17 protein-coding genes are annotated in these 18,677 nt (G+C 64.7%); 2 read left to right on the top strand and 15 right to left on the bottom strand.

Annotated features, from left to right (window positions below; all coding sequences use genetic code 11):
- Positions 1–6: 6 nt before the first annotated feature.
- Both radC and AC1DUN_RS13275 read left to right on the top strand, forming a co-directional pair.
- A complete protein-coding gene (gene radC / locus AC1DUN_RS13280; protein WP_413330435.1) occupies positions 7–684 on the top strand; it encodes a RadC family protein in 678 nt (225 codons plus the stop codon).
- Between the two features lie 9 nt (positions 685–693).
- Complete coding sequence (locus AC1DUN_RS13275; protein WP_477714343.1) at positions 694–1,350, top strand: Smr/MutS family protein; 657 nt, start codon at positions 694–696, stop codon at positions 1,348–1,350.
- Positions 1,351–1,404: 54 nt separating this feature from the next.
- Here the strand turns inward: AC1DUN_RS13275 and AC1DUN_RS13270 are convergent, their stop codons facing one another.
- From AC1DUN_RS13270 to AC1DUN_RS13200, 15 genes are all read right to left on the bottom strand, one after another.
- Positions 1,405–3,111 (bottom strand): phosphoethanolamine transferase, encoded by a 1,707-nt coding sequence (locus tag AC1DUN_RS13270; RefSeq protein WP_477714342.1) that lies wholly within the window; start codon positions 3,109–3,111, stop codon positions 1,405–1,407.
- Between the two features lie 74 nt (positions 3,112–3,185).
- The gene (locus AC1DUN_RS13265; RefSeq protein WP_477714341.1) at positions 3,186–3,617 is read right to left on the bottom strand and encodes a group II truncated hemoglobin; all 432 of its coding nucleotides are present in this window, start codon (positions 3,615–3,617) and stop codon (positions 3,186–3,188) included.
- A 64-nt stretch (positions 3,618–3,681) separates the two neighbouring features.
- On the bottom strand, positions 3,682–6,243 hold the full coding sequence (locus tag AC1DUN_RS13260) for an ABC transporter permease (protein WP_477714340.1): 2,562 nt from the start codon (positions 6,241–6,243) through the stop codon (positions 3,682–3,684).
- A 67-nt stretch (positions 6,244–6,310) separates the two neighbouring features.
- Complete coding sequence (locus AC1DUN_RS13255; protein WP_477714339.1) at positions 6,311–7,846, bottom strand: C13 family peptidase; 1,536 nt, start codon at positions 7,844–7,846, stop codon at positions 6,311–6,313.
- Positions 7,843–8,730, bottom strand: a complete 888-nt coding sequence (locus tag AC1DUN_RS13250; RefSeq protein WP_477714338.1) for a formate dehydrogenase accessory sulfurtransferase FdhD — start codon at positions 8,728–8,730, stop codon at positions 7,843–7,845. Before AC1DUN_RS13250 ends, AC1DUN_RS13255 begins: the two co-directional genes overlap by 4 nt.
- Before the next feature lie 64 nt (positions 8,731–8,794).
- On the bottom strand, positions 8,795–9,181 hold the full coding sequence (locus AC1DUN_RS13245) for a hypothetical protein (protein WP_477714337.1): 387 nt from the start codon (positions 9,179–9,181) through the stop codon (positions 8,795–8,797).
- A gap of 19 nt (positions 9,182–9,200) precedes the next feature.
- Positions 9,201–10,397 (bottom strand): formate dehydrogenase subunit gamma, encoded by a 1,197-nt coding sequence (locus tag AC1DUN_RS13240; protein WP_477714336.1) that lies wholly within the window; start codon positions 10,395–10,397, stop codon positions 9,201–9,203.
- A 14-nt stretch (positions 10,398–10,411) separates the two neighbouring features.
- Positions 10,412–10,654 carry a hypothetical protein gene (locus AC1DUN_RS13235; protein ID WP_477714335.1) on the bottom strand — a complete coding sequence of 81 codons (243 nt, stop codon included), beginning with the start codon at positions 10,652–10,654 and terminating at the stop codon, positions 10,412–10,414.
- Entirely contained in the window at positions 10,651–11,271 is a 621-nt protein-coding gene (gene fdh3B / locus AC1DUN_RS13230; protein ID WP_007873612.1) for a formate dehydrogenase FDH3 subunit beta, read from the bottom strand. Before fdh3B ends, AC1DUN_RS13235 begins: the two co-directional genes overlap by 4 nt.
- 9 nt (positions 11,272–11,280) lie before the next feature.
- A complete protein-coding gene (locus tag AC1DUN_RS13225) occupies positions 11,281–14,247 on the bottom strand; it encodes a formate dehydrogenase subunit alpha (RefSeq protein WP_477714334.1) in 2,967 nt (988 codons plus the stop codon).
- A 52-nt stretch (positions 14,248–14,299) separates the two neighbouring features.
- On the bottom strand, positions 14,300–14,506 hold the full coding sequence (locus tag AC1DUN_RS13220) for a formate dehydrogenase (protein WP_477696339.1): 207 nt from the start codon (positions 14,504–14,506) through the stop codon (positions 14,300–14,302).
- Between the two features lie 191 nt (positions 14,507–14,697).
- Positions 14,698–15,315, bottom strand: coding sequence for a TorD/DmsD family molecular chaperone (locus AC1DUN_RS13215; RefSeq protein ID WP_477714333.1), 618 nt, complete (start codon positions 15,313–15,315; stop codon positions 14,698–14,700).
- 22 nt (positions 15,316–15,337) lie between these two features.
- The gene (locus tag AC1DUN_RS13210) at positions 15,338–17,479 is read right to left on the bottom strand and encodes a 4Fe-4S binding protein (protein WP_477714332.1); all 2,142 of its coding nucleotides are present in this window, start codon (positions 17,477–17,479) and stop codon (positions 15,338–15,340) included.
- Complete coding sequence (locus AC1DUN_RS13205) at positions 17,406–18,086, bottom strand: DUF3306 domain-containing protein (RefSeq protein ID WP_477714331.1); 681 nt, start codon at positions 18,084–18,086, stop codon at positions 17,406–17,408. Before AC1DUN_RS13205 ends, AC1DUN_RS13210 begins: the two co-directional genes overlap by 74 nt.
- Positions 18,079–18,666: a DUF3305 domain-containing protein gene (locus AC1DUN_RS13200; RefSeq protein WP_477714330.1), complete on the bottom strand. Its 588-nt coding sequence runs from the start codon at positions 18,664–18,666 to the stop codon at positions 18,079–18,081. The genes AC1DUN_RS13205 and AC1DUN_RS13200 overlap by 8 nt, the downstream gene beginning before the upstream one ends.
- Positions 18,667–18,677 lie beyond the last annotated feature (11 nt).

The raw sequence follows: 18,677 nt of genomic DNA, 5'->3' as shown, positions 1-18,677 counted from the left end.
CGATCCATGATCCTGAAAGACCTGCCTCAAGACAGCCGCCCCCGCGAAAAATTGCTGGCCCGCGGCCCCGGCGCGCTCAGCAACGCCGAACTGCTGGCCTTGCTGCTGCGCACCGGCATCCCCGGCAAAAACGTGCTGCAGATGGGCCAGGAGCTGCTGGACACCTTCGGCGGCGTGGCCGGGTTGCTGCATACCACGGCAGACAGCCTCAAGCGCATCAAGGGACTGGGCGGCGCAGCCAAGCGCTCGCAGCTGGTCGCCGTGCTGGAACTGGCCCGCCGCGCGCTGGCCGAGAACCTCAGCCAGAAAACCCTGTTCGACACGCCCCAGGCCGTGCGCGACTACCTGCAGCTGCAGCTGGGCAGCCGGCCGCACGAGGTCTTCGCCATGCTGTTTCTGGACAGCCAGAACCGGCTGATCGTGCTCGAGGAGCTGTTTCGCGGCACGCTGACCCAGACCTCGGTCTACCCGCGCGAGGTCGTCATACGCGCCCTGGCCCTGAACGCCGCCAGCGTGGTGCTGGCCCACAACCACCCCAGCGGCTGGGCCCAGCCCTCGCGCGCCGACGAGGCGCTCACGCACAACCTCAAGGCGGCGCTGGCGCTGGTGGATGTGCGCGTGCTTGACCACTTCGTGGTGACCAGCACCCAGGCGGTGTCCATGGCCGAGCTGGGAATGTTGTAAGGTAAGTCCATGAAATCCCCCGCCCTCAAAAGCCTGCAGGACCTCAAGGCCGTCAAGCAGGCCATCGAAACCCGGGCCCGACTGGAAAAAGAAGCCGCCGCCGTAAAGGCCGCCGCGGCGGCCAAAGCCAAAGCTGAGAAAGAGCTGTTCTCTCGCGCCATCGGCCCCGTCAAGGCCCTGCCCGCCAAACACCTGCCCGGCCACAAGGCCGCGCTGCCGGTGCAGCAGGCCGCGCCCATCCCGGTGCAGCAGCAGCGCGACGAACTCGCGGTGATGCGCGAGGCGATCTCCGACGAGTTTGACGTGGAAACCCTGCTGGACACCGACGAGGCGCTGAGTTTCAGGCGGCCCGGCATGGGGCCCGACGTGGTGCGCAAGCTGCGCCGCGGCGGCTGGAGCATACAGGGCCAGCTCGACCTGCACGGCCTGCGCCGCGAGGACGCGCGCGAGGCGCTGGCGGATTTCATCAAGGACGCCCACAAGATGGGCTGGCGCTGCGTGCGCGTGGTGCACGGCAAGGGTTTGGGTTCACCGGGCAAGACACCGGTGCTCAAGGGCAAGGTGCAGAGCTGGCTGATCCAGAAGCAGGAAGTGCTGGCCTTTGTGCAGGCCAGGCCGGCCGAAGGCGGCGCCGGGGCGCTGGTGGTGCTGCTCGTGCAGAGCTGAAGCTATAGCGGTCGCCTGCCGTGCATTAAATATGCCCGCCGAAAACTGGTGGACTTATCGGCCAGCTTTCAACATATCTTCGCAGTTCCGGCAATCCGATAAATCTTTGAGCCCAGCGATGGTTTTTATCGTGACGGTTTCCCGTGGGGTGTATCGTTCAGAACCCAAACTCCGGGTTTTATCAAGCTCCGGAAAGTCCAGTCCGGCCATGTCCGCGATCGTATGGAAAACCCCATCTGAAGTGAAAGGCCTCTTTGCATTGGCAAGAAGAGTTTTCCATTTCTCGGGTTCCTGCGTTTGATATTCCTGGCTTGCCCAGATAAAGGCGGGAATATGCAATTCACCTTTGCTCATACTGGGTGAACCGTGACCGGCTGCAACGTCCGAAGAAAAGAAATTTTCCCCGTGGTCCGGGACATAGACGACGATCGCCTTTTTATGTGTGGCGGCGACTTGGTAAATAACCTGGGCAACAACATGATCGGTATATCTGATGGAGTCCTCATACGCAGGGCGAACCATGGCCTCCGTATTGCGGGTCATCAATGATTGAGCAGCTCTTTGTTTAGCTTGTGCCTTGCTGTTCCGGGTATCGAATTCATCGGGATACCTGTTTTCGTATTCCCAATGTGATCCTGAAGTGTGCAGACCGATAAATTGGGCTTTCCCACTACCGCGTAAAACAGCCGCCAGTTTCGGAAGCAACACCCCATCAGGCAAGGACCTTCCAAATACGGTCTGCTTTCCATCCAAGGGGTAATAAAAAAAGTCTGGATTGGGTCCAAATATGCGTCCAACATTGATGTCTTGGTTCACCAACCATGCGGTCGAATAGCCCGCCTCCTTGAATAAATCCAGAATGCTCCCGTGAATGGCATCCTCCCGGTAAGAAGCAGGAGCCAAACCCGTCATGAGCATGGGTACCGCATACATGGTCAGATTGGACGTCGTCAGGACATGCGGCATCGAGACGACGCCGATTTCTTCCAGTTCCGGGCTAGTCGGGCTGGCATAGCCGTTGATATGGAAAGTGTCATATCTCGCAGCCTCACCCACAACCAAGACATACACTTCCTCCCCAAGGTTTTTCTTCGAAGTCACCCCATACGCCGATTTATGGATAGAAGGGCCCCGGTTCTCCAGGGCATCAGGAAGGTTCAATGCGAGGTATTGCAAGGCCCCGATGGGATGCGTCCAGATTACCTGCTCCACCATGGAGTTTGTAATTTCCTCCGACGGAAATTGAACCTTGGCGACAACAACAGGTGATACAACGGCCACAAAGGCGACAAGAAGAATTGCATAGAGATTGATGAATCTGAAACCAGCTACACGAGTTTTCCAGAGAACCACACAGCCGCCGAGGTAGAGCGCCAGAATACCGGCGGAGAAAGCCAGTACTCCAGTCCATCCAAATACCTTGATAGTCCCCAGTACCTCTTCCAGGCTGGAATTCACGACAAGCATGAGCGCATCACTATTGGGGAGCGCACCGTAGCTTCTCAAATAAAGTTGATAGACCATTCCCAGAAACGTGATGGGCAATATCAACAAAAAATACACGCCCCATCGTTTCACAATGATCAAGGGCACCATCAGCAGCAACAGCGATTCAGCTGCTGTGACCCATAAAAATGGTTTTGCTTTCGATCCAACCAGAGAGAAGATCACCGGAAATGCCACAACAAAAAAATTGAACGCCAGGCACAACAATGTTGCCGATCCATTCCGATCCGGAGTTTGCCGCAGTTTGTTTGTCATTGTTGAATGACTGTCATCTGAACAATTGTGATCAATTCGATAGCCGATCATGATATCGCGGCAATTGTCGCGGCTTATTCGCCCCGGTTGCGCATCCAGTCGGCCGTCTGGAAAAAAGACGCATTGAGCCGCGTGCGCAGGCCTTCATCCACCCCGGTCTCGCGCATGGCCTGGTCCATGCAGGCCAGCCACTGGTCTCGTTCCGCAATGCCGATGGAGCCGCCGCCGGTCTGCTGCGGCATGTGGCGCATGCGCAGGCGCGGATGGCCAAAACGGTCGGTGTAGTACTGCGGCCCGCCCAGCCAGCCGCACAAAAACCAGAACAGGCGCTGGCGCGCATTGTCCAGCGTGCTGCCATGCGCGGCGCGCAGGGCTGTGTAGCCCGGCTCCAGGTCCATCAAGTCATAAAAGCGCTCAACCAGCGCCTTGACGCGCTCCTCGCCGCCTATCCAGGCAAAAGGGGTTTCAAAGGGAGGGTTTCCGGGAGGACGTTCTTCTATCTGCATGGGGGGATTATCAAATGGTCGAGGAGCCGGTTCCGGCGTGGGGCCAATACGGTCCACCCCGCCGTCACTGCGCCTTCCGCAAAGTCTCCACCACCGGCGTATTCAAAACCGACCTCAAACCCCACCACCCCGCAGCCAAGGCCAGCACAGCCCCGGCCAGACTGCCAAAAACCGGCACCGTCCAAGACCCACTCCAGCTGAAATCAAACACAAACCGCGCCAAGCCCCATCCCACGGCCAGCGCAACGACAGAGGCCAGAAAGCCGGCCAGCAGGCCGACACCGGCCAGCTCCGCCCGCTGAACCTGGCGCAGCAGCGAGGCTCGCGCCCCGACGGCCCGCATGATGGCGAATTCTTTGGCACGCTCCTCACGGGTGGCGGTGATGGCGGCGAACAGCACGACCAGGCCGGCGGCGAGCGTGAAGCCGAATAAAAATTCCACCGCGCGTATCACCTGGTCGAGCACGCGCTGCACCTGGGCCAGCGTGCTGCTCATGTCGACATTGGTGATGTTGGGAAAGGCCTTGACCAGGGTGTTGTCAAAGCTTTGCGGGCGCGGCTGGCCGGCCACGGCGGCCGCGGGTTCGGGCGCGCGGAAGGCGCTGATGAAAGAGACAGGCACGTCGGCCGGCAGTTTGGCGACCGGGTACATCACAAAAAAATTGACGCGCATGGAACCCCAGTCGACCTTGCGCAGGCTGGTGATTTTGGCTTCGCTGGCCTGCCCGCCTATGTCAAAGCGCAGGCTGTCGCCGAGCTTGAGGCCCAGGGTCTTGGCCAGGCCGTCCTCGACGCTGACGGCGTCTTGTTCGCCGGCCGTCCAGCGCCCGCCGCTGAGCTGGTTGTGCGAGGGCATGTCCGCGCTGTTGGAGAGGTTGAACTCACGGTCCACCAGGCGCTTGGCGCGGTCGTCCTCGAAGTCGTCGGGGGTGACGGGCTTGCCGTTGACCGCGATCAGGCGGCCGCGGATCATGGGGTACCAGTCGAATTTTTTCACGCCGCCGTCGCGCAAGGCCTGCTGGAAGGCCTCGCCCTGCTCGGGCTGCACGTTGATGACAAAACGGTTGGGCGCGTCGGGCGGCGTGGCCCTGCGCCAGCTGCTGATGAGGTCGGTGCGCAGCAGCACCAGCAGCATCAGCGCCAGCAGGCCCACGGCCAGCGCGCTGGTCTGCACCACGGCGTACACCGGCCGCGCCGAGAGCTGGCGCGTGGCCAGCACCAGCCAGCGCGGCGCGGTCGCCTCATGCACGCTGGCGCGCAGCAGCTTGACGGCGGCAAAACTGGCGACGGCAAACACCCCTACCGCGCCGGCAAAACCGCCCACGGCGATCAGGCCCAGCTTCAGGTCGCTGCTGGCGGCCACCAGCAAGGCCGCGAAACCGGCCATGCCCACGCCCAGCACCGCGAGTGAGGCGGGTTTGAGGTTGCCGACGTCGCGGCGTATCACGCGCAGCGGCGGCACCTGGGCCAGCTGCAGCACGGGCGGCAGGCCGAAGGCCAGCAGCAGCGTGAGGCCCATGCCCATGCCGAACAGCACGGGCCAGAAGGTGGCGGCCGGCAACGCGGTCTCGACCAGGCCGGCCAGCAGCAGCACAAAACCGTAATGCACGGCAAAACCCAGGGCCACGCCCAGGGCGCTGGCGAACAGGCCCGCCAGCACGAACTCAAAGGTGTAGGCCAGCGCGATGGTGCGCTGGGGCTGGCCCAGCACGCGCAGCATGGCGCAGTCGTCCAGGTGCTTGGCCGCGAAGCCGCGCGCCACAATCGCCACCGCCACCGCACTCAGCAAGGCCGCCAGCAGCGCCACGAGGTTGAGGAATTTTTCGGCGCGGTCCAGCGTCTGTCGCATCTCGGGGCTGCCCGATTCGAGCGACTCCAGGCGCACGCCGCGCATGCCGGATTGTTCAAACGGTTTTTTGATTTCGGCGTCGGCCCATTTCACATAGGCCTTGACCGCCTTGTCATCACCGGCGACGGCAAAACGGTAGTTGGTGCGGCTGGCGGGCTGTATCAGGTTGGTGGCCGCGACATCGGCCTGGTTGACCATCACGCGCGGCGAAAAGCTGATGAAGCCCGCACCGCGGTCCGGCTCCTGCACGATGATGCGCGTGAGCTTGAAGCCGGCATCGCCCAGCAGCAGGGTCTGGCCCAGCTTGAGGCCCAGCGCGTCGAGCAGCGAGGCATCGGCCCAGGCCGTGCCGGGGGCCGGCACCTCGCGCGTGTCGGCGCCGGGCTCGTCCAGGCCGGCGGCCACCTTCATGCTGCCGCGCAAGGGATAGCCCTGGGGCACGGCCTTGAAGGCCACCAGCTTGCTGGCGCCGCCGTCGGCATCGCCGGCGCGGCCCATGGTGGGAAAAGTGACGGTGGAAATGCCCTGCAGGCCCAGTTCCCGCGCTTTGGCGATAAAGGCCGCCGGGGTCTGGCCGTCGCTGCGGATCACGGCGTCGCCGCCCAGCAGCTGCCGCGCATCGCGCTGCAGGCCGCCCTTGAGCCGGTCGGCAAAAAAACCGACGGCGGTGAGCGCCGCGACGGCCAGGGTGACGGCCACGATCAGCAGGCGCAACTCGCCCGCGCGCAGGTCGCGCAGCATGGTTTTCCAGCCGAGCTTGAGGAAAAGGGTATTCATGCGCAGACCATAACGCAAAGTCCGGGGCTCCGCGCGATGGCCGGGTTTGGAGCCGGGGTATCGGGTGTTATGGCCTGGCGGCGCTGGCGGCGGCCACGGGCACGGCGGCGGCCGGCGGCAGCGCGTCCAGGCGTTTTTCGAGTGCGCGCAGCACCGGCGCAATGCCGGCGCCCACCCGGATCTGCGGGTTGGAAAAGCCGTCTTCCTTGCCGGCGTCGATTTCGCGCTGCTTGATCAGCGGCACGGCCCGCGCAAAAGCCTGCTCGAAGGAGTGCGTCTTGCGCAGCTGCTCGTCAAACAGGGCCCGGCCGAAAAAGGTCAGCTCGGAGCGGCGGCCGCAGCCGTAAGAGGTATGTGTCGCGTCGGCCGCCGTCATGACCAGCGTGGTGTCGCCGGCCAGCGCGTCGGCCCAGCCGCCCGAGTAGCAGGCGGAAATCGCGATCACGCGGTGGCGTATGCCCGACCTGTCCAGCGCCTCGCGCAGTTCATCGGGACTTACAGGCGGCACCTGCAGCGGCCAGTGGGCGGCAGCCAGCTTGAAGTCGCTGGCGCCGTGCGAGGTCATGTAGACCACCAGCAGGTCGTTGTTGCGGTCCATGCGCTGGGCGATCGCGTCGATGGCGCGCTCCATGTTGAGCCCGGTGGCCCAGAGGTGGGTCTGCGCGGTGCTGGCGTGGTTGACCAGCTGCACCACACGGCCCTCGGCGTCAAAGCGCTCGGCCAGCACCCGGCTGACCATGGTGCTTTCACGCAGGAAGACGTCTTCCGCGGCGTAGGGGGCGAACACCAGGGCGTAGACATCGGTCACGCCAGGCCGCTCATGCGCGATGGCGGCCATGGTTTTTTCCCACAGCGCCTGCTGTTCTTCAAAGGTCTGCTGGCTCAGCTGCAGCCGGGGCCGGTCATCGGCATTGCCGCGCGCGGCGTAGTCTTGTTGCCAGGTGCGGGCCTCGAATTGCCAGGCCATAAGGCCGCTGGAGACTACCAGCACCAGCGCGAACACCGCCGTGCGCCAGCCTGGCCCGGCAAAGCGCCAGACCAGCACGATGGCCGTGCCTACGCCCCAGGTGATGAACAGGCCGTAAAAGCCCCAGTAAACCCATGGCGACGAAAACACCGAACTCTTGACCCAACCCTGGGCGAAGGCGGCAATCACCCCCTGGTACAGCACCGTGGCCGGAAGCGATGAGAGCAGCCACAGGACAAAGCAGGCGGCGATGCCCTTCAGGCCTTCGCCAGAGGGTTCATCCGGGCCGGCATCCGGCGCGGTGCCCCGCGTGGGAAGCGCCCACCAGGCCAGGCCCAGGAACAGGCCGGCGGTCCACCAGCCCGACAGCCACGCCTGCAAGTCCAGGCGCGCGGGGCCGGCCACTTCCAGGCGGGACAAGGCCAGTTCAAAACCAAGGACCAGCACCGTCAGGAGCAGCACTTGCAGCGGCGTGGGCGCACTCCCCGCCACGCGAGGTTTCAAAAACACTCCCGCACGCAGGCCCTCGCCCACCCAGCGCAGCAGCGAGAGGCCGGTGCCCGGCTTGCCGCGCATCGGCAAGGCTTCGGGAATTCCAGGAAGCGTGGGCTGGACGTCGGTATCTGTAGCGATCATGTCGGCACGGTGGAAAAAGAGGCCGGCCTGGCGCCAGCGAGCTCGGGCTGCAGCGTGAGCCGCTGCGGATGGGCATAGCAGACAAAACGTTTGTGGGTGGCCCGGCCAATGGCACACAGGCCGACCGTCTGCGCCACCTGGTGCCCCATCTGCGTGATGCCGCTGCGCGAGACCACAATGGGCACCCCCATTTGCGCGGACTTGATGACCATTTCGCTGGTGAGGCGGCCCGTCGTATAAAACACCTTGTCCGATTTGCTCACGACAGGGCTGTCCTGCATCCAGATCCAGCCGGCGATGGTGTCTATGGCGTTGTGGCGGCCCACGTCTTCGACAAACAGCAGCATCTCGGGGTCGCCGTCCGTCATCGCGAACAGCGCACAGGCATGGACCGAGCCGGCGGATTTGTAAGTCGTTTCCTTGAGCCGTATGGTGTTGACCAGGGCGTAGAGCTGGCCCTGGCTGATGCGCGCATCGGCAGGCAGCACAATGCCGTCGACCTCGTCCATCAGGCCGCCAAACACGCTGCCCTGGCCGCAGCCCGTGGTGACCACGCGGCGCGCGGTTTTTTCCTCGATGTCCTCAATGCCGTGGCGGGTCTTGACGGCGGCGGCGCCCACCTCCCAGTCCACGGTGATGGAGTCAATGTCGGCCACATCCTTGACCAGGCGCTGGTTGCGCAAATAGCCCAGCACCAGCAATTCGGGATGGGCGCCCAGCGTCATCAAGGTCACGAGTTCACGCTTGTCGACATACACCGTGAGCGCGCGCTCGGCCGGGATGGAGACCTGCTGCGTTTCGCCGTATTCGTTGACGGTCTGGACCTCGCAGGTCAGGGGCGCCCTGGCGTTTGTCAGGCGGGGCAAAGGTGATGGCGAAGGCATGCGGCAAGACTACAACAAAAAAGCCGGCCCTTGCGGAGTCGGCTTTTTGAAGAGCGGGAAGGATTCAGGACTTCTTGGCGGGGTTGCCGACCGCGTCCGGCTGTTTGGTGCTGGGCGGGCTGGTGGCCGTTCCGGCCGGCGAATGCGCACCGGCGGCTTCCAGCGGCTTGGCTTCAGGCGGGGTGTAGGCAAAGGGGCCGGGATAGGCGCAGGCCGGCGCGGCGGCGGGGGGCTTGGTGTCCTTGCCGGCGGCTTTTGCCGATTTGTAATAAGCGGCGGCCACCTTGTCCTGCGCCTTGCAGAGCTGGTAGGCCTCGAGCTTGCCGGTCCAGGCCGTCTTGGCGGCGGCTTCGGCGGCCTTGGCCTTGGCTTCGTCGCTCAGCGGCGGCAGTTTGGCCAGCACCGTGGCCGACGCAGCGGCCAGCAGGCCCAGGGTCAGGAGTTTTTTCATGGCGTCCTCATTTCGCTCTTCAAGCTTGCGCGATCTGGCCGGGTGGATCAACAGGCGTGGTGCTGCGCTGGGCCGGAATGTTGCCGGCCTTGATGTCGTCGTACCAGTATTCGTGGTGTTCCTTCGCCCAGGTCTCGTCGACATAACCGGTGCGCATGGCCTGGTAGGCGCCCTGCATGCCGATGGTGCCCAGGTAGATGTGGCCGAGGAACATGCACATCATGAGCACGGTCGCAACGGCATGCACCATGTGCGCGACCTGCATGGTGGCGCGCTCGTAAACCAGGCCGGGCAGCAGCTTGTCGAGCACAAAACCCGAGGACACGACCACGATGCCGAGGAAAAACACGCCGCCCCAGAAAATGAGTTTTTCGCCCGCGTTGAAACGGTTCGAAGGCGGTTCTTCGCCGCCCGTGACCAGGCCGCCGCCCTTGGCCAGCCAGCGCAGGTCGCCCTTTTGCGGCCAGTTGTCGCGCAGGAAAGTGAAGAACACGATCACCAGCGACACCGCGAACAGCGGGCCCGCGAAGTTGTGCATAGTCTTGAGCACCCAGGTCAACCAGCCGAAGAGCGCACCGCCAATGACGGGCTGCAGGAAGAACTTGCCGAAGGCCATCACCAGGCCGGAGATCGCCAGGATGGAAAACGCGATCGCATTGGACCAGTGCGCGGCGCGCTCAAAAGGCGTGAAGCGCTCTATCTTGCGGCCGGTGTCGGCGCCGTGGGTCTTGATGGAACCCTTGCTGAAGTAAAAAATCGCGATCGCCAGCAGCACGATCAGGAACAGCGAACCGCCGTAGGGAATGATCCAATGGTTGCGCACCTGGCGCCAGGCCTCGCCGGCGTTGGTCAGGCGCGAGCCGGGGTACTGCACAAAGGGCTGGATCAGGTTGCCGGCTTCGGGCGCTTCGCTTTTGGGCAGGCTGCTGTAGCCGGTGACGCCCTCGCCCACCTGGCGCCACATGGGCGCGTTGTTGCCGGGCTGGACCTTGGCGCGTTCGCCGTTGCTTTGCTTGGCGTAATTGGGATCGGCGCTGGCGTCGGGCTTGACCTCAAAAATGTTCTGGCCCTGGATGCCGCTGGTGGCCGCCGGCGCGGCGGCAGGAGCGACAACGCCCTGGGCCTGCGGTGCGGCTGCCGGCGCAGGGGCCTGCGCTGCCGCCAGCCCGGCCAGGCCGGCTGCCAGCAGAAAGAGAACGGGTCGCGCAAGAAACATAAGGCCTCCGCTCGCTATTTCGACGTGCCCGTCTTGGTGTATTCGTTCTGGCTGTTCTGGGCCCGGGCCTTGAGGCCCTGCTCCCAGCTGGCCTTGTCGCCCTTGGTCCAGCCGGGCGCCGCGAAGGCATTGTCGGTGCCCTGGAAGGCCGCGGTGTCGCTTCGCGCGCCGCTACCCAGGGTTTGCGGCTTTTCGCCGCAAGCGCTCAAGACAGTGAAGGCCGCCGTGACGCAAAACAGTATCGCGAGGCGCCTCATGATTTGGCCCCCGCGGGCGGCTGGCCCGCTTGTTTGGACCCATAGGCCGTGCCCCAGCCCCAGACTTCTGCCCCCTTGCCGCGCTGCACCACGCGGTTGCGGAAGATGTCGGCGACCACATCGCCGTCGCCGGCCAGCAAGGCTTTGGTCGAGCACATTTCGGCGCAGGCCGGCAGCTTGCCTTCGGCCAGGCGGTTGCGGCCGTATTTCTCAAACTCGGCCTGGCTGCCGTTGACTTCTGGGCCGCCGGCGCAGAAGGTGCATTTGTCCATCTTGCCGCGCACGCCAAAAGTGCCCGCCGCCGGGAACTGCGGCGCGCCGAAGGGGCAGGCATAGGAGCAGTAGCCGCAGCCTATGCAGATGTCCTTGTCGTGCAGCACCACGCCCTCGTCGGTGCGGTAAAAGCAGTTGACCGGGCAGACGGCCATGCAAGGCGCGTCGCTGCAATGCATGCAGGCCACCGAGATGGATTTTTCGCCGGGAACACCGTCGTTGAGCGTCACCACGCGGCGCCGGTTCACGCCCCAGGGGACCTCGTTCTCGTTCTTGCAGGCGGTGACGCAGCCGTTGCATTCGATGCAGCGCTCGGCGTCACAGACAAATTTCATGCGTGCCATGGTGATTCCTTATGCTCGTTCGACGTTGCAGACGGTGGTCTTGGTTTCCTGCATCATCGTGACGCTGTCGTAACCGTAAGTCGTCGCCGTGTTGATGGCTTCGCCGCGCACCACCGGCGCCGCGCCGTTGGGGTAGTAGGCCAGCATGTCGGCGCCCTGCCAGCGGCCCGAGAAGTGGAAGGGCATGAACACCGTGTCGGGGCCCACGCGCTCGGTCACCATGGCCTGCACGTTCAGGCGCGCGCCCGTGGGGGTGCTGACCCAGGCGCGTTCGCCGTTGCGTATGCCTTTTTCGGCGGCCACCTTGGGGTTGATCTCGATGAACATCTCCTGCTGCAGCTCGGCCAGCCAGGGGTTGGAACGGGTTTCCTCGCCGCCGCCCTCGTACTCGACGAGCCGGCCCGAGGTCATGACCAGCGGGAATTTCTCGTGCACCTTGTCGGCGATGTTTTTCTGCTGGATGGTCTTGTACAGCGTGGGCATGCGCCAGAAGGCTTTCTTGTCGTCATGCGTGGGGTACTTGGCCTGCAGGTCGGCGCGGTTGCCGTACAGCGGCTCGCGGTGCTGCGGGATCGCGTCGGGGAAGTTCCAGACCACGGCGCGCGCCTTGGCGTTGCCGAACACATGGCAGCCGTGCAGCTTCATGGTGACGCGGATGATGCCGCCGGAAGAGTCGGTCTTCCAGTTCTTGCCCTCGGCCGCGGTTTTTTCGGCGTCGGTCAGGTCGTCCCACCAGCCGAGTTTTTTGAGCAGCAGGTGGTCGAACTCGGGGTAGCCGGTGGCGATCTCGGCGCCCAGCGAACAGGAGCCGTCTTCGGCCAGCAGGTTGACGCCGTCTTTTTCGACGCCGAAGTTGGCGCGGAAGTTGCCGCCGCCGTCCATGACGTGTTTGGAGGTGTCATAAAGATTGGGCGAGCCGGGGTGCTTGAGCTCCGGGGTGCCGTAGCACGGCCAGGGCAGGCCGAAATAGTCGCCCGTGGTGTCGTAGCCGGTTTCCTTGTCCTTGCCGCCTTTGGACTTGAGGGTCTTGACGTCGAACAGGTGCATATTGCGCATGTGCGCCTTCAGGCGCTCCGGGCTCTGGCCGGTATAGCCTATGGTCCAGCAGGTCTTGTTGATCTCGCGCAGGATGTCCTCGGGCACGGGCTCGTCCATGCCCTTGACCTTTTGCATCTTGTAGTTCTTGGACAGCTCCTTGGCGAAGCCGAGCTTTTCGGCGAACTGGTGCATGATCATGTGGTCGCTGCGGCTTTCCCACAGCGGCTCTATGACCTTCTCACGCCATTGCAGCGAGCGGTTGGAGGCGGTCACCGAGCCGCTGGTCTCGAACTGCGTGGCGGCCGGCAGCAGGTAGACCGCGCGTTTGGGATTCTGGTCTTCGGCCTTGCCGGGCATGGCGGCCATGGCCGCGGTGGCCGAAGGGTACGGGTCCACCACCACCAGCAGGTCCAGCTTGTCCATGGCCCGCTTCATCTCGAGGCCGCGCGTCTGCGAGTTGGGCGCATGGCCCCAGAAGAACACGCCGCGCAGGTTGGACTCCTGGTCTATCAGCTCGTTTTTCTCCAGCACGCCGTCTATCCAGCGCGACACCGTGATGCCGGGCTTGCCCATCATGGCGGCCGAGGCGTAGCGGCCCTTGATCCAGTCGAAGTCCACGCCCCAGATCTTGGCGAAGTGTTTCCACGAACCTTCGGCCAGGCCGTAGTAGCCGGGCAGCGAGTCGGGGTTGGGGCCGACGTCGGTCGCGCCCTGCACATTGTCGTGGCCGCGGAAAATATTCGTGCCGCCGCCGGACTTGCCGACATTGCCCAGCGCGAGCTGCAGGATGCAGGAGGCGCGCACGATGGCGTTGCCTATGGTGTGCTGGGTCTGGCCCATGCACCAGACGATGGTGCTGGGGCGGTTCTGGCTCATCATGGTGGCCACCTTGAGCGTGGTGGCCTCGTCCACGCCGCAGGCTTCCAGCACCTTGTCGGGCGTCCACTTGGCCATCACGTCGGCCTTGACCTTGTCCATGCCGTAGACGCGGTCGTTGATGTACTTCTTGTCTTCCCAGCCGTTCTTGAAGATGTGGTACAGCACGCCGAAGAGGAAGGGAATGTCCGAGCCCGAGCGTATGCGCACGTAGTCGTCGGCTTTGGCGGCCGTGCGCGTGAAGCGCGGGTCCACCACGATCAGCTTGCAGCCGGTTTCCTTGGCGTGCAGCATGTGCAGCATGCTGACCGGATGGGCCTCTGCCGCATTCGAGCCTATGTACAACGCGCACTTGCTGTTCTGCATGTCGTTGTAGGAATTGGTCATGGCGCCGTAGCCCCAGGTGTTGGCAACGCCGGCCACCGTGGTCGAGTGGCAGATGCGGGCCTGGTGGTCGCAGTTGTTGCTGCCCCAGAAGCTCACGAACTTGCGCATCAAATAGGCCTGCTCGTTGTTGTGCTTCGACGAGCCCACCCAGTAGACCGAGTCGGGGCCGCTTTCCTTGCGCAGCTCGAGCAGCCTGGCGCTGATTTCGTTCAGCGCCGTGTCCCAGCTGATGCGCTCGTACTTGCCGTTCACCAGCTTCATGGGGTAGCGCAGGCGGTACTCACCGTGGCCGTGCTCGCGCAGCGCTGCGCCCTTGGCGCAGTGCGCGCCCAGGTTGATGGGCGAGTCGAACACCGGCTCCTGGCGCACCCAGACGCCGTTTTCGACCACGGCATCGACCGCGCAGCCGACCGAGCAATGGCCGCACACCGTACGCTTGACTTCTATCTTGCCGCCGGCCTCGGTAGCGCCGGGCGTGGCGGCCTCGGCTTTTTTGACCAGGCTCAGCTGCGTCGCGGCCAGGCCCACGCCGACACCGAGGCCGGAGCGGCGCAAAAAGGCGCGGCGGTCCATGGTGGGCAGGGCATTGGACAGGCCCCGCGACAGGCTGTGCACAAAACGCGTGGAGGCGCGGTGCGCGGGATGGACTTCGGAAGTTTTTTTCGTGAGCAGCATGAAGCTCTCCGTGGGAAAGTGAAACCGGGCCGGGTGCTGGCGGTCGAACGGGCTAGACGCGGGTGGTCTTGTAGTAGCGCTGGACGTGTTCCGAGAGGCTGTAGCCGCCGCCTTTTTCAGGGGCCGGCTTGGGCGCCGGGAGTTCGGCTTGAAGGGCTGGTACGCCGGGCAGGGCCACGACGGCCGCTGCGGCCGCGCCTGTGGCGGCGGCACCGAAAAAGAATCCCCGTCGCGAGGGTTTTGGCTGGCTGTCCTGCATGGTGTTCTCCAGGGGAAGGCTTGCTCGGTATGCAACCGTTTGCATAGTACTGTACGTCAGAGGGCCCTGCGCCACAATGGATTGTCCGACTCAATCCGGGGGGCTAGGGAAAACGATAGGCTATCTTATGATCGCGCCGCCACGGGCTGTCTCATATTGAGAAAACATTCGCCGCTGCGAGCGGCACACCCTCAGGCCAGCATGTCGAAGCCTTGGGCCTCGACGCTCATGAAAACCTGCGTGAAGGCCGCCAACGCCGCGTAAAAGCGCGCCTTGGGGTGTTGCGTGATGGCCTCGCACATCAGCGGCAGCCAGGGCTGCAGGTGGCGCGCGAAAAACTCGCGCTGCCGCGTGAGGTTGGCCACGGCCACGTCGTCGCCGGCGATCAGGTAGCGCATGACTTCGCAGAGGTAGGCCACATGGTCTTCGGTCTCGGGCATGGCCTCGTCGCGCGCCAGGCCCAGCGCCGCGAGTTCGGTGCGCAGGGCGGCCAGCGGCTTTTCGTTGAGGAAACCGCTGAGGTAATGAGAACCAAAGAGGTATAGCTCGGGCTTGCCCACGCCGCCAAACAGCGCATCGTGCTCCTGGGCGATGGCCTCCCGGCTTTGTGCGCGCGCCGCGGCCACCAGCTCACCCCAGGAGCTTTCGAGCAGCGCGCCTTCGGCGGGCGCGGCCGTCACGGCGACGCGCAGGTTGTCATAGAGCTCGGCCGAGGGCGCGGCGTAATACAGCGCGGCCAGCAGGCCGTAGACCTCGGCGCGCGCGGTTTCTTCGTCCAGGGTGGTGGCGGTCAGGGAGGCTGGCGTCATGAGCGGCGTCTTATGTCCTGTTCTAGCGGATGTCAGTGATCTTGACTTCGTTCTCGGCGGAATACAGGTCGATCACGCGGCAGTCGCCGCACATCTTGAGGCGGTCGGCCGCCGCGCCCTGGAACATCGCATGGCCGGCCAGCTTGCCCAGCATGGACTCTATGGCCTTGAGCGTGCCGAAGGGCTTGGCGCAGCGTATGCAGTGGTAGGGCGGGCTTTCGTTGAGCACCCTGGCCTCCTTGCGCTGCGGGCCCAGCAGCAATCGCGGCTGCAGCGTGATCGCGTCCTCGGGGCAGGTGGTGGCGCACAGGCCGCACTGCACGCAGTTTTTCTCGATGAACTTGAGCTGCGGGCGATCCGGGTTGTCCTGCAGCGCGCTGGCCGGGCAGGCGCTCACGCAGCTCAGGCACAAGGTGCAGCTGTCGGCATTGACCACCAGGCTGCCGAAGGGCGAACCCTGGGCGGGCAGCGCAATCGCCTCGGGCAGCGCAGCGGGCGCCTGCTGGATCAGGTGGTCCAGCGCCATGTCCAGCGTGCTGCGCTTTTCCTGGGCGACGGCAAAGCGCGCCGGGGCGGCGGGCACGGCGGGCCGGTTGCGGGCCAGGGCCTGCAGGCCGGCGTCCAGGCCGGCGACGTCGCCGGCTTGCGCGCGCAGCAAATGGAAGTGAACGCCCGCATAGCCCAGGCCGTTCATCAAAGCTTGCGCCACGCGCATCTGCTCCATGAGTCCTTCGAGATAAGCCGGGGCTTCCTCGTCGGTCACCAGCACGGCGACTTGCGAAGCGCCAAAGGCGACGGCGCTGAGCCACAGGTCCAGGCCCAGGCTGGCCGTGTGCCACAGCGCCTGCGGGATCACGTTGGCCGGCACGCCACGCACGGTTTTTTGCAGGCGCGCGGCGCGGCCCAGGGCTTCAACGGCCTGCTGGCCGCGGCCCTGGCTGTGGAACAGCAGGGCCGGCTGCGTGCCGCCGGCTTTTGCATAGGCCGACAGCAAGGTCTTGAAACGCACGCCCTGCTCGCTCGCGCGCGGATAGGCGTAAGTGAGCGCCCCGGTCGGGCACACCGTGGTGCAGGCGCCGCAGCCGACGCAGAGATTGGGGTTGACGACGATCTGCTGGCGTTTTTTCTCGCTGCTGACGGCGCCGGCCGAACAGATGTCCACGCAGGCATTGCAGCCCACGGTGTCATTGCGGCTGTGGGCACAGAGTTTTTGTTTGTAGGCAAAAAACTTGGGCTTTTCAAACTCACCCACCATGTCGCGCAGCTTGAGCACGGTGGCCGGCAGGCCGGGCGAGGCCAGGCCGGCTGAGGCAGCTTGCGCGAAATAGCCTTGCGGCGGCGCATGCAGCGTGAACAGCGGTTTGGCGCCCAGGTCCAGCACCAGGTCAAAGGCTTCGGTGAGGCTTTGCGGCGCGCGGTTGAAGTCGATGGCGCCGGCCACTTTGCAAACGGCCGTGCAGTCGCGGTGCGATGTGCATTTGGCGCTGTCGACCTGGTAGCTCAGGTCTATGGCGCCTTCGGGGCACACGGCCACACAGGCGTTGCAACGCGTGCAGAGATCCAGGTCTATGGGGTTGGTCTTGTCCCAGCTCGCTTCAAACGCACCCAGCCAGCCCTTGAGCGCCAGATGCTCGCCGCTGATCACCGGGTATTGCCGCTCCTGCGCGGGAAGACTGCCAGGAAGGCCGACCTGCGCGCCAGCGGAAACGCCCTGCGCGAAGATGGTGACTTCCAGCGTGTCGGCCAGCAATGCGGCCACCTGCTCGGCATGGTCCACCGGGCCGACGATCAGCAGTCGGCCGGCGCTCTTGTACGTCACGGTGGCCACGGGTTCGGCATCGGGCAGCTGGGCCGCGGCCAGCAGCGCCGCGATCTTGGGGCCGGCGCTGGAAGCGTCCTTGCTCCAGCCGCCGGTCTCGCGGATATTGACGAACTTGACGACCGATGTCGCGCCCTGGGTTTGCGCGCCGACCTCGGCGAACAGGCGCTTTTCCTGGGTGCAGGCCACCACCACGTCGTCGCCCGATTGCACGGCCTTCTGGAAAGCCCCGGCTTCGCGCCGGCACAGCGCCGAATGCAGCGTCAGGCTCTCATTGAGGGCCTCGCCCAGCGCCTGGGGCTGGAGCGGCATGGTCTGGTTGCAGTCGCAAATCAGTGTGGGCATGGTCTGGTTGGCTACCGGCCACGGGGGGCTCGGCTTGGCTGGTCTGTGCGGGCCCGGCCGGCTCGGGAGGAGCTATGTCCGGGTTTTCATAGGAGGACTGTGCCACGGTTTCATCCGTGGGGTTATTCGCGCTTTCCCGTGAAGCGGCGGCCGCTTTCTCTTTGTTCTTTTCCTCATCCTCATCATCAAACAGCTTGAGGAACTTCGCGCTGGCCATCTGCCGCAGCATGGACTCGGGAATTGGCTCGAACTTGGAGTAATCGTCGATGTACGTGTCCAGCCCATCCATCACGTTGAAGTGCGGGTCGGCAAAGAGTTGTTTCATGGCCGCGTTGCGCACCTCGGGACTCACATTGCCGGCCATAAAAGGCTTGAAGTCGGAATCGCGGGTCAGCAGCCTGGCGTCCTCCAGCGTCAGCACTTTGGGGGCTTGGTCATCAGCCGGCGCGGTCGCCGGTGCGGCGACCGGCTGCGGCTCCACAGGCGCAGACGATACAGGCCCGGCCGGGGCGGCAACGGCCGCCGGTTCGTCCAGGGCTTTGCCCTGGCGCGCCTCTTCCTTGCGGCGCGCCCAGCGGCCCAGGAAACCGGTGGGTTCCTCAGCCATGGCCGCCTCCACCGGTTTTTTTGCCTGTGCTCACGCTGGCGGGGTTGCCGAAGCGGTCGGTCAGGGACTTGAAGCTTTGCGGGCGCTGCCGCCGCTTGGGCTCAGCCACATGGTGTTTGTCGACGAAGTCGCGCAGCCAGGCCACGACCTCGGGCGGCGCGGGCACCTGCTCCACGGTTTCCTGCGCGTCCAGCCAGCGGCCGGCATCGTGGTAGCTCAGGGTCACGGTCTGGGGCACGGCAATCGGCTCGTCGGCCAGCAAGGCTTCTTCCTCCATGCGCCACAACACCCAGAAGCAGGGCTGGGCGGTGCTGGCATTGAGGTAATAACCTTCGGCGTCGTCGGTGAACAGCTCGACCGCAAAGCCCGGGTGCAGCCAGCGCTCCTCGCGCTCGTCTTTCAGAAGCAGCCGCGGCGTGGCGCCGAAGCCGTCTTCATGGGGCACCACGTCGGCCAGCACCCAGCGCCAGGGCTGCCAGCGGTTGTCTATTCGCTCGCGGCGCATGACAACGGCCACGGCCGTGCAGGGCCGGGGCACGCCGGCGTCTGTTTCGGGGGAACGCAGCTGGAAGTCAGACATGCCCGCAGTGT

Source organism: Polaromonas sp. P4_F6 (genome assembly GCF_056401275.1).
The sequence above is the reverse complement of the archived record's forward strand: the minus strand, read 5'-3'. Positions and strand labels throughout refer to the sequence as shown.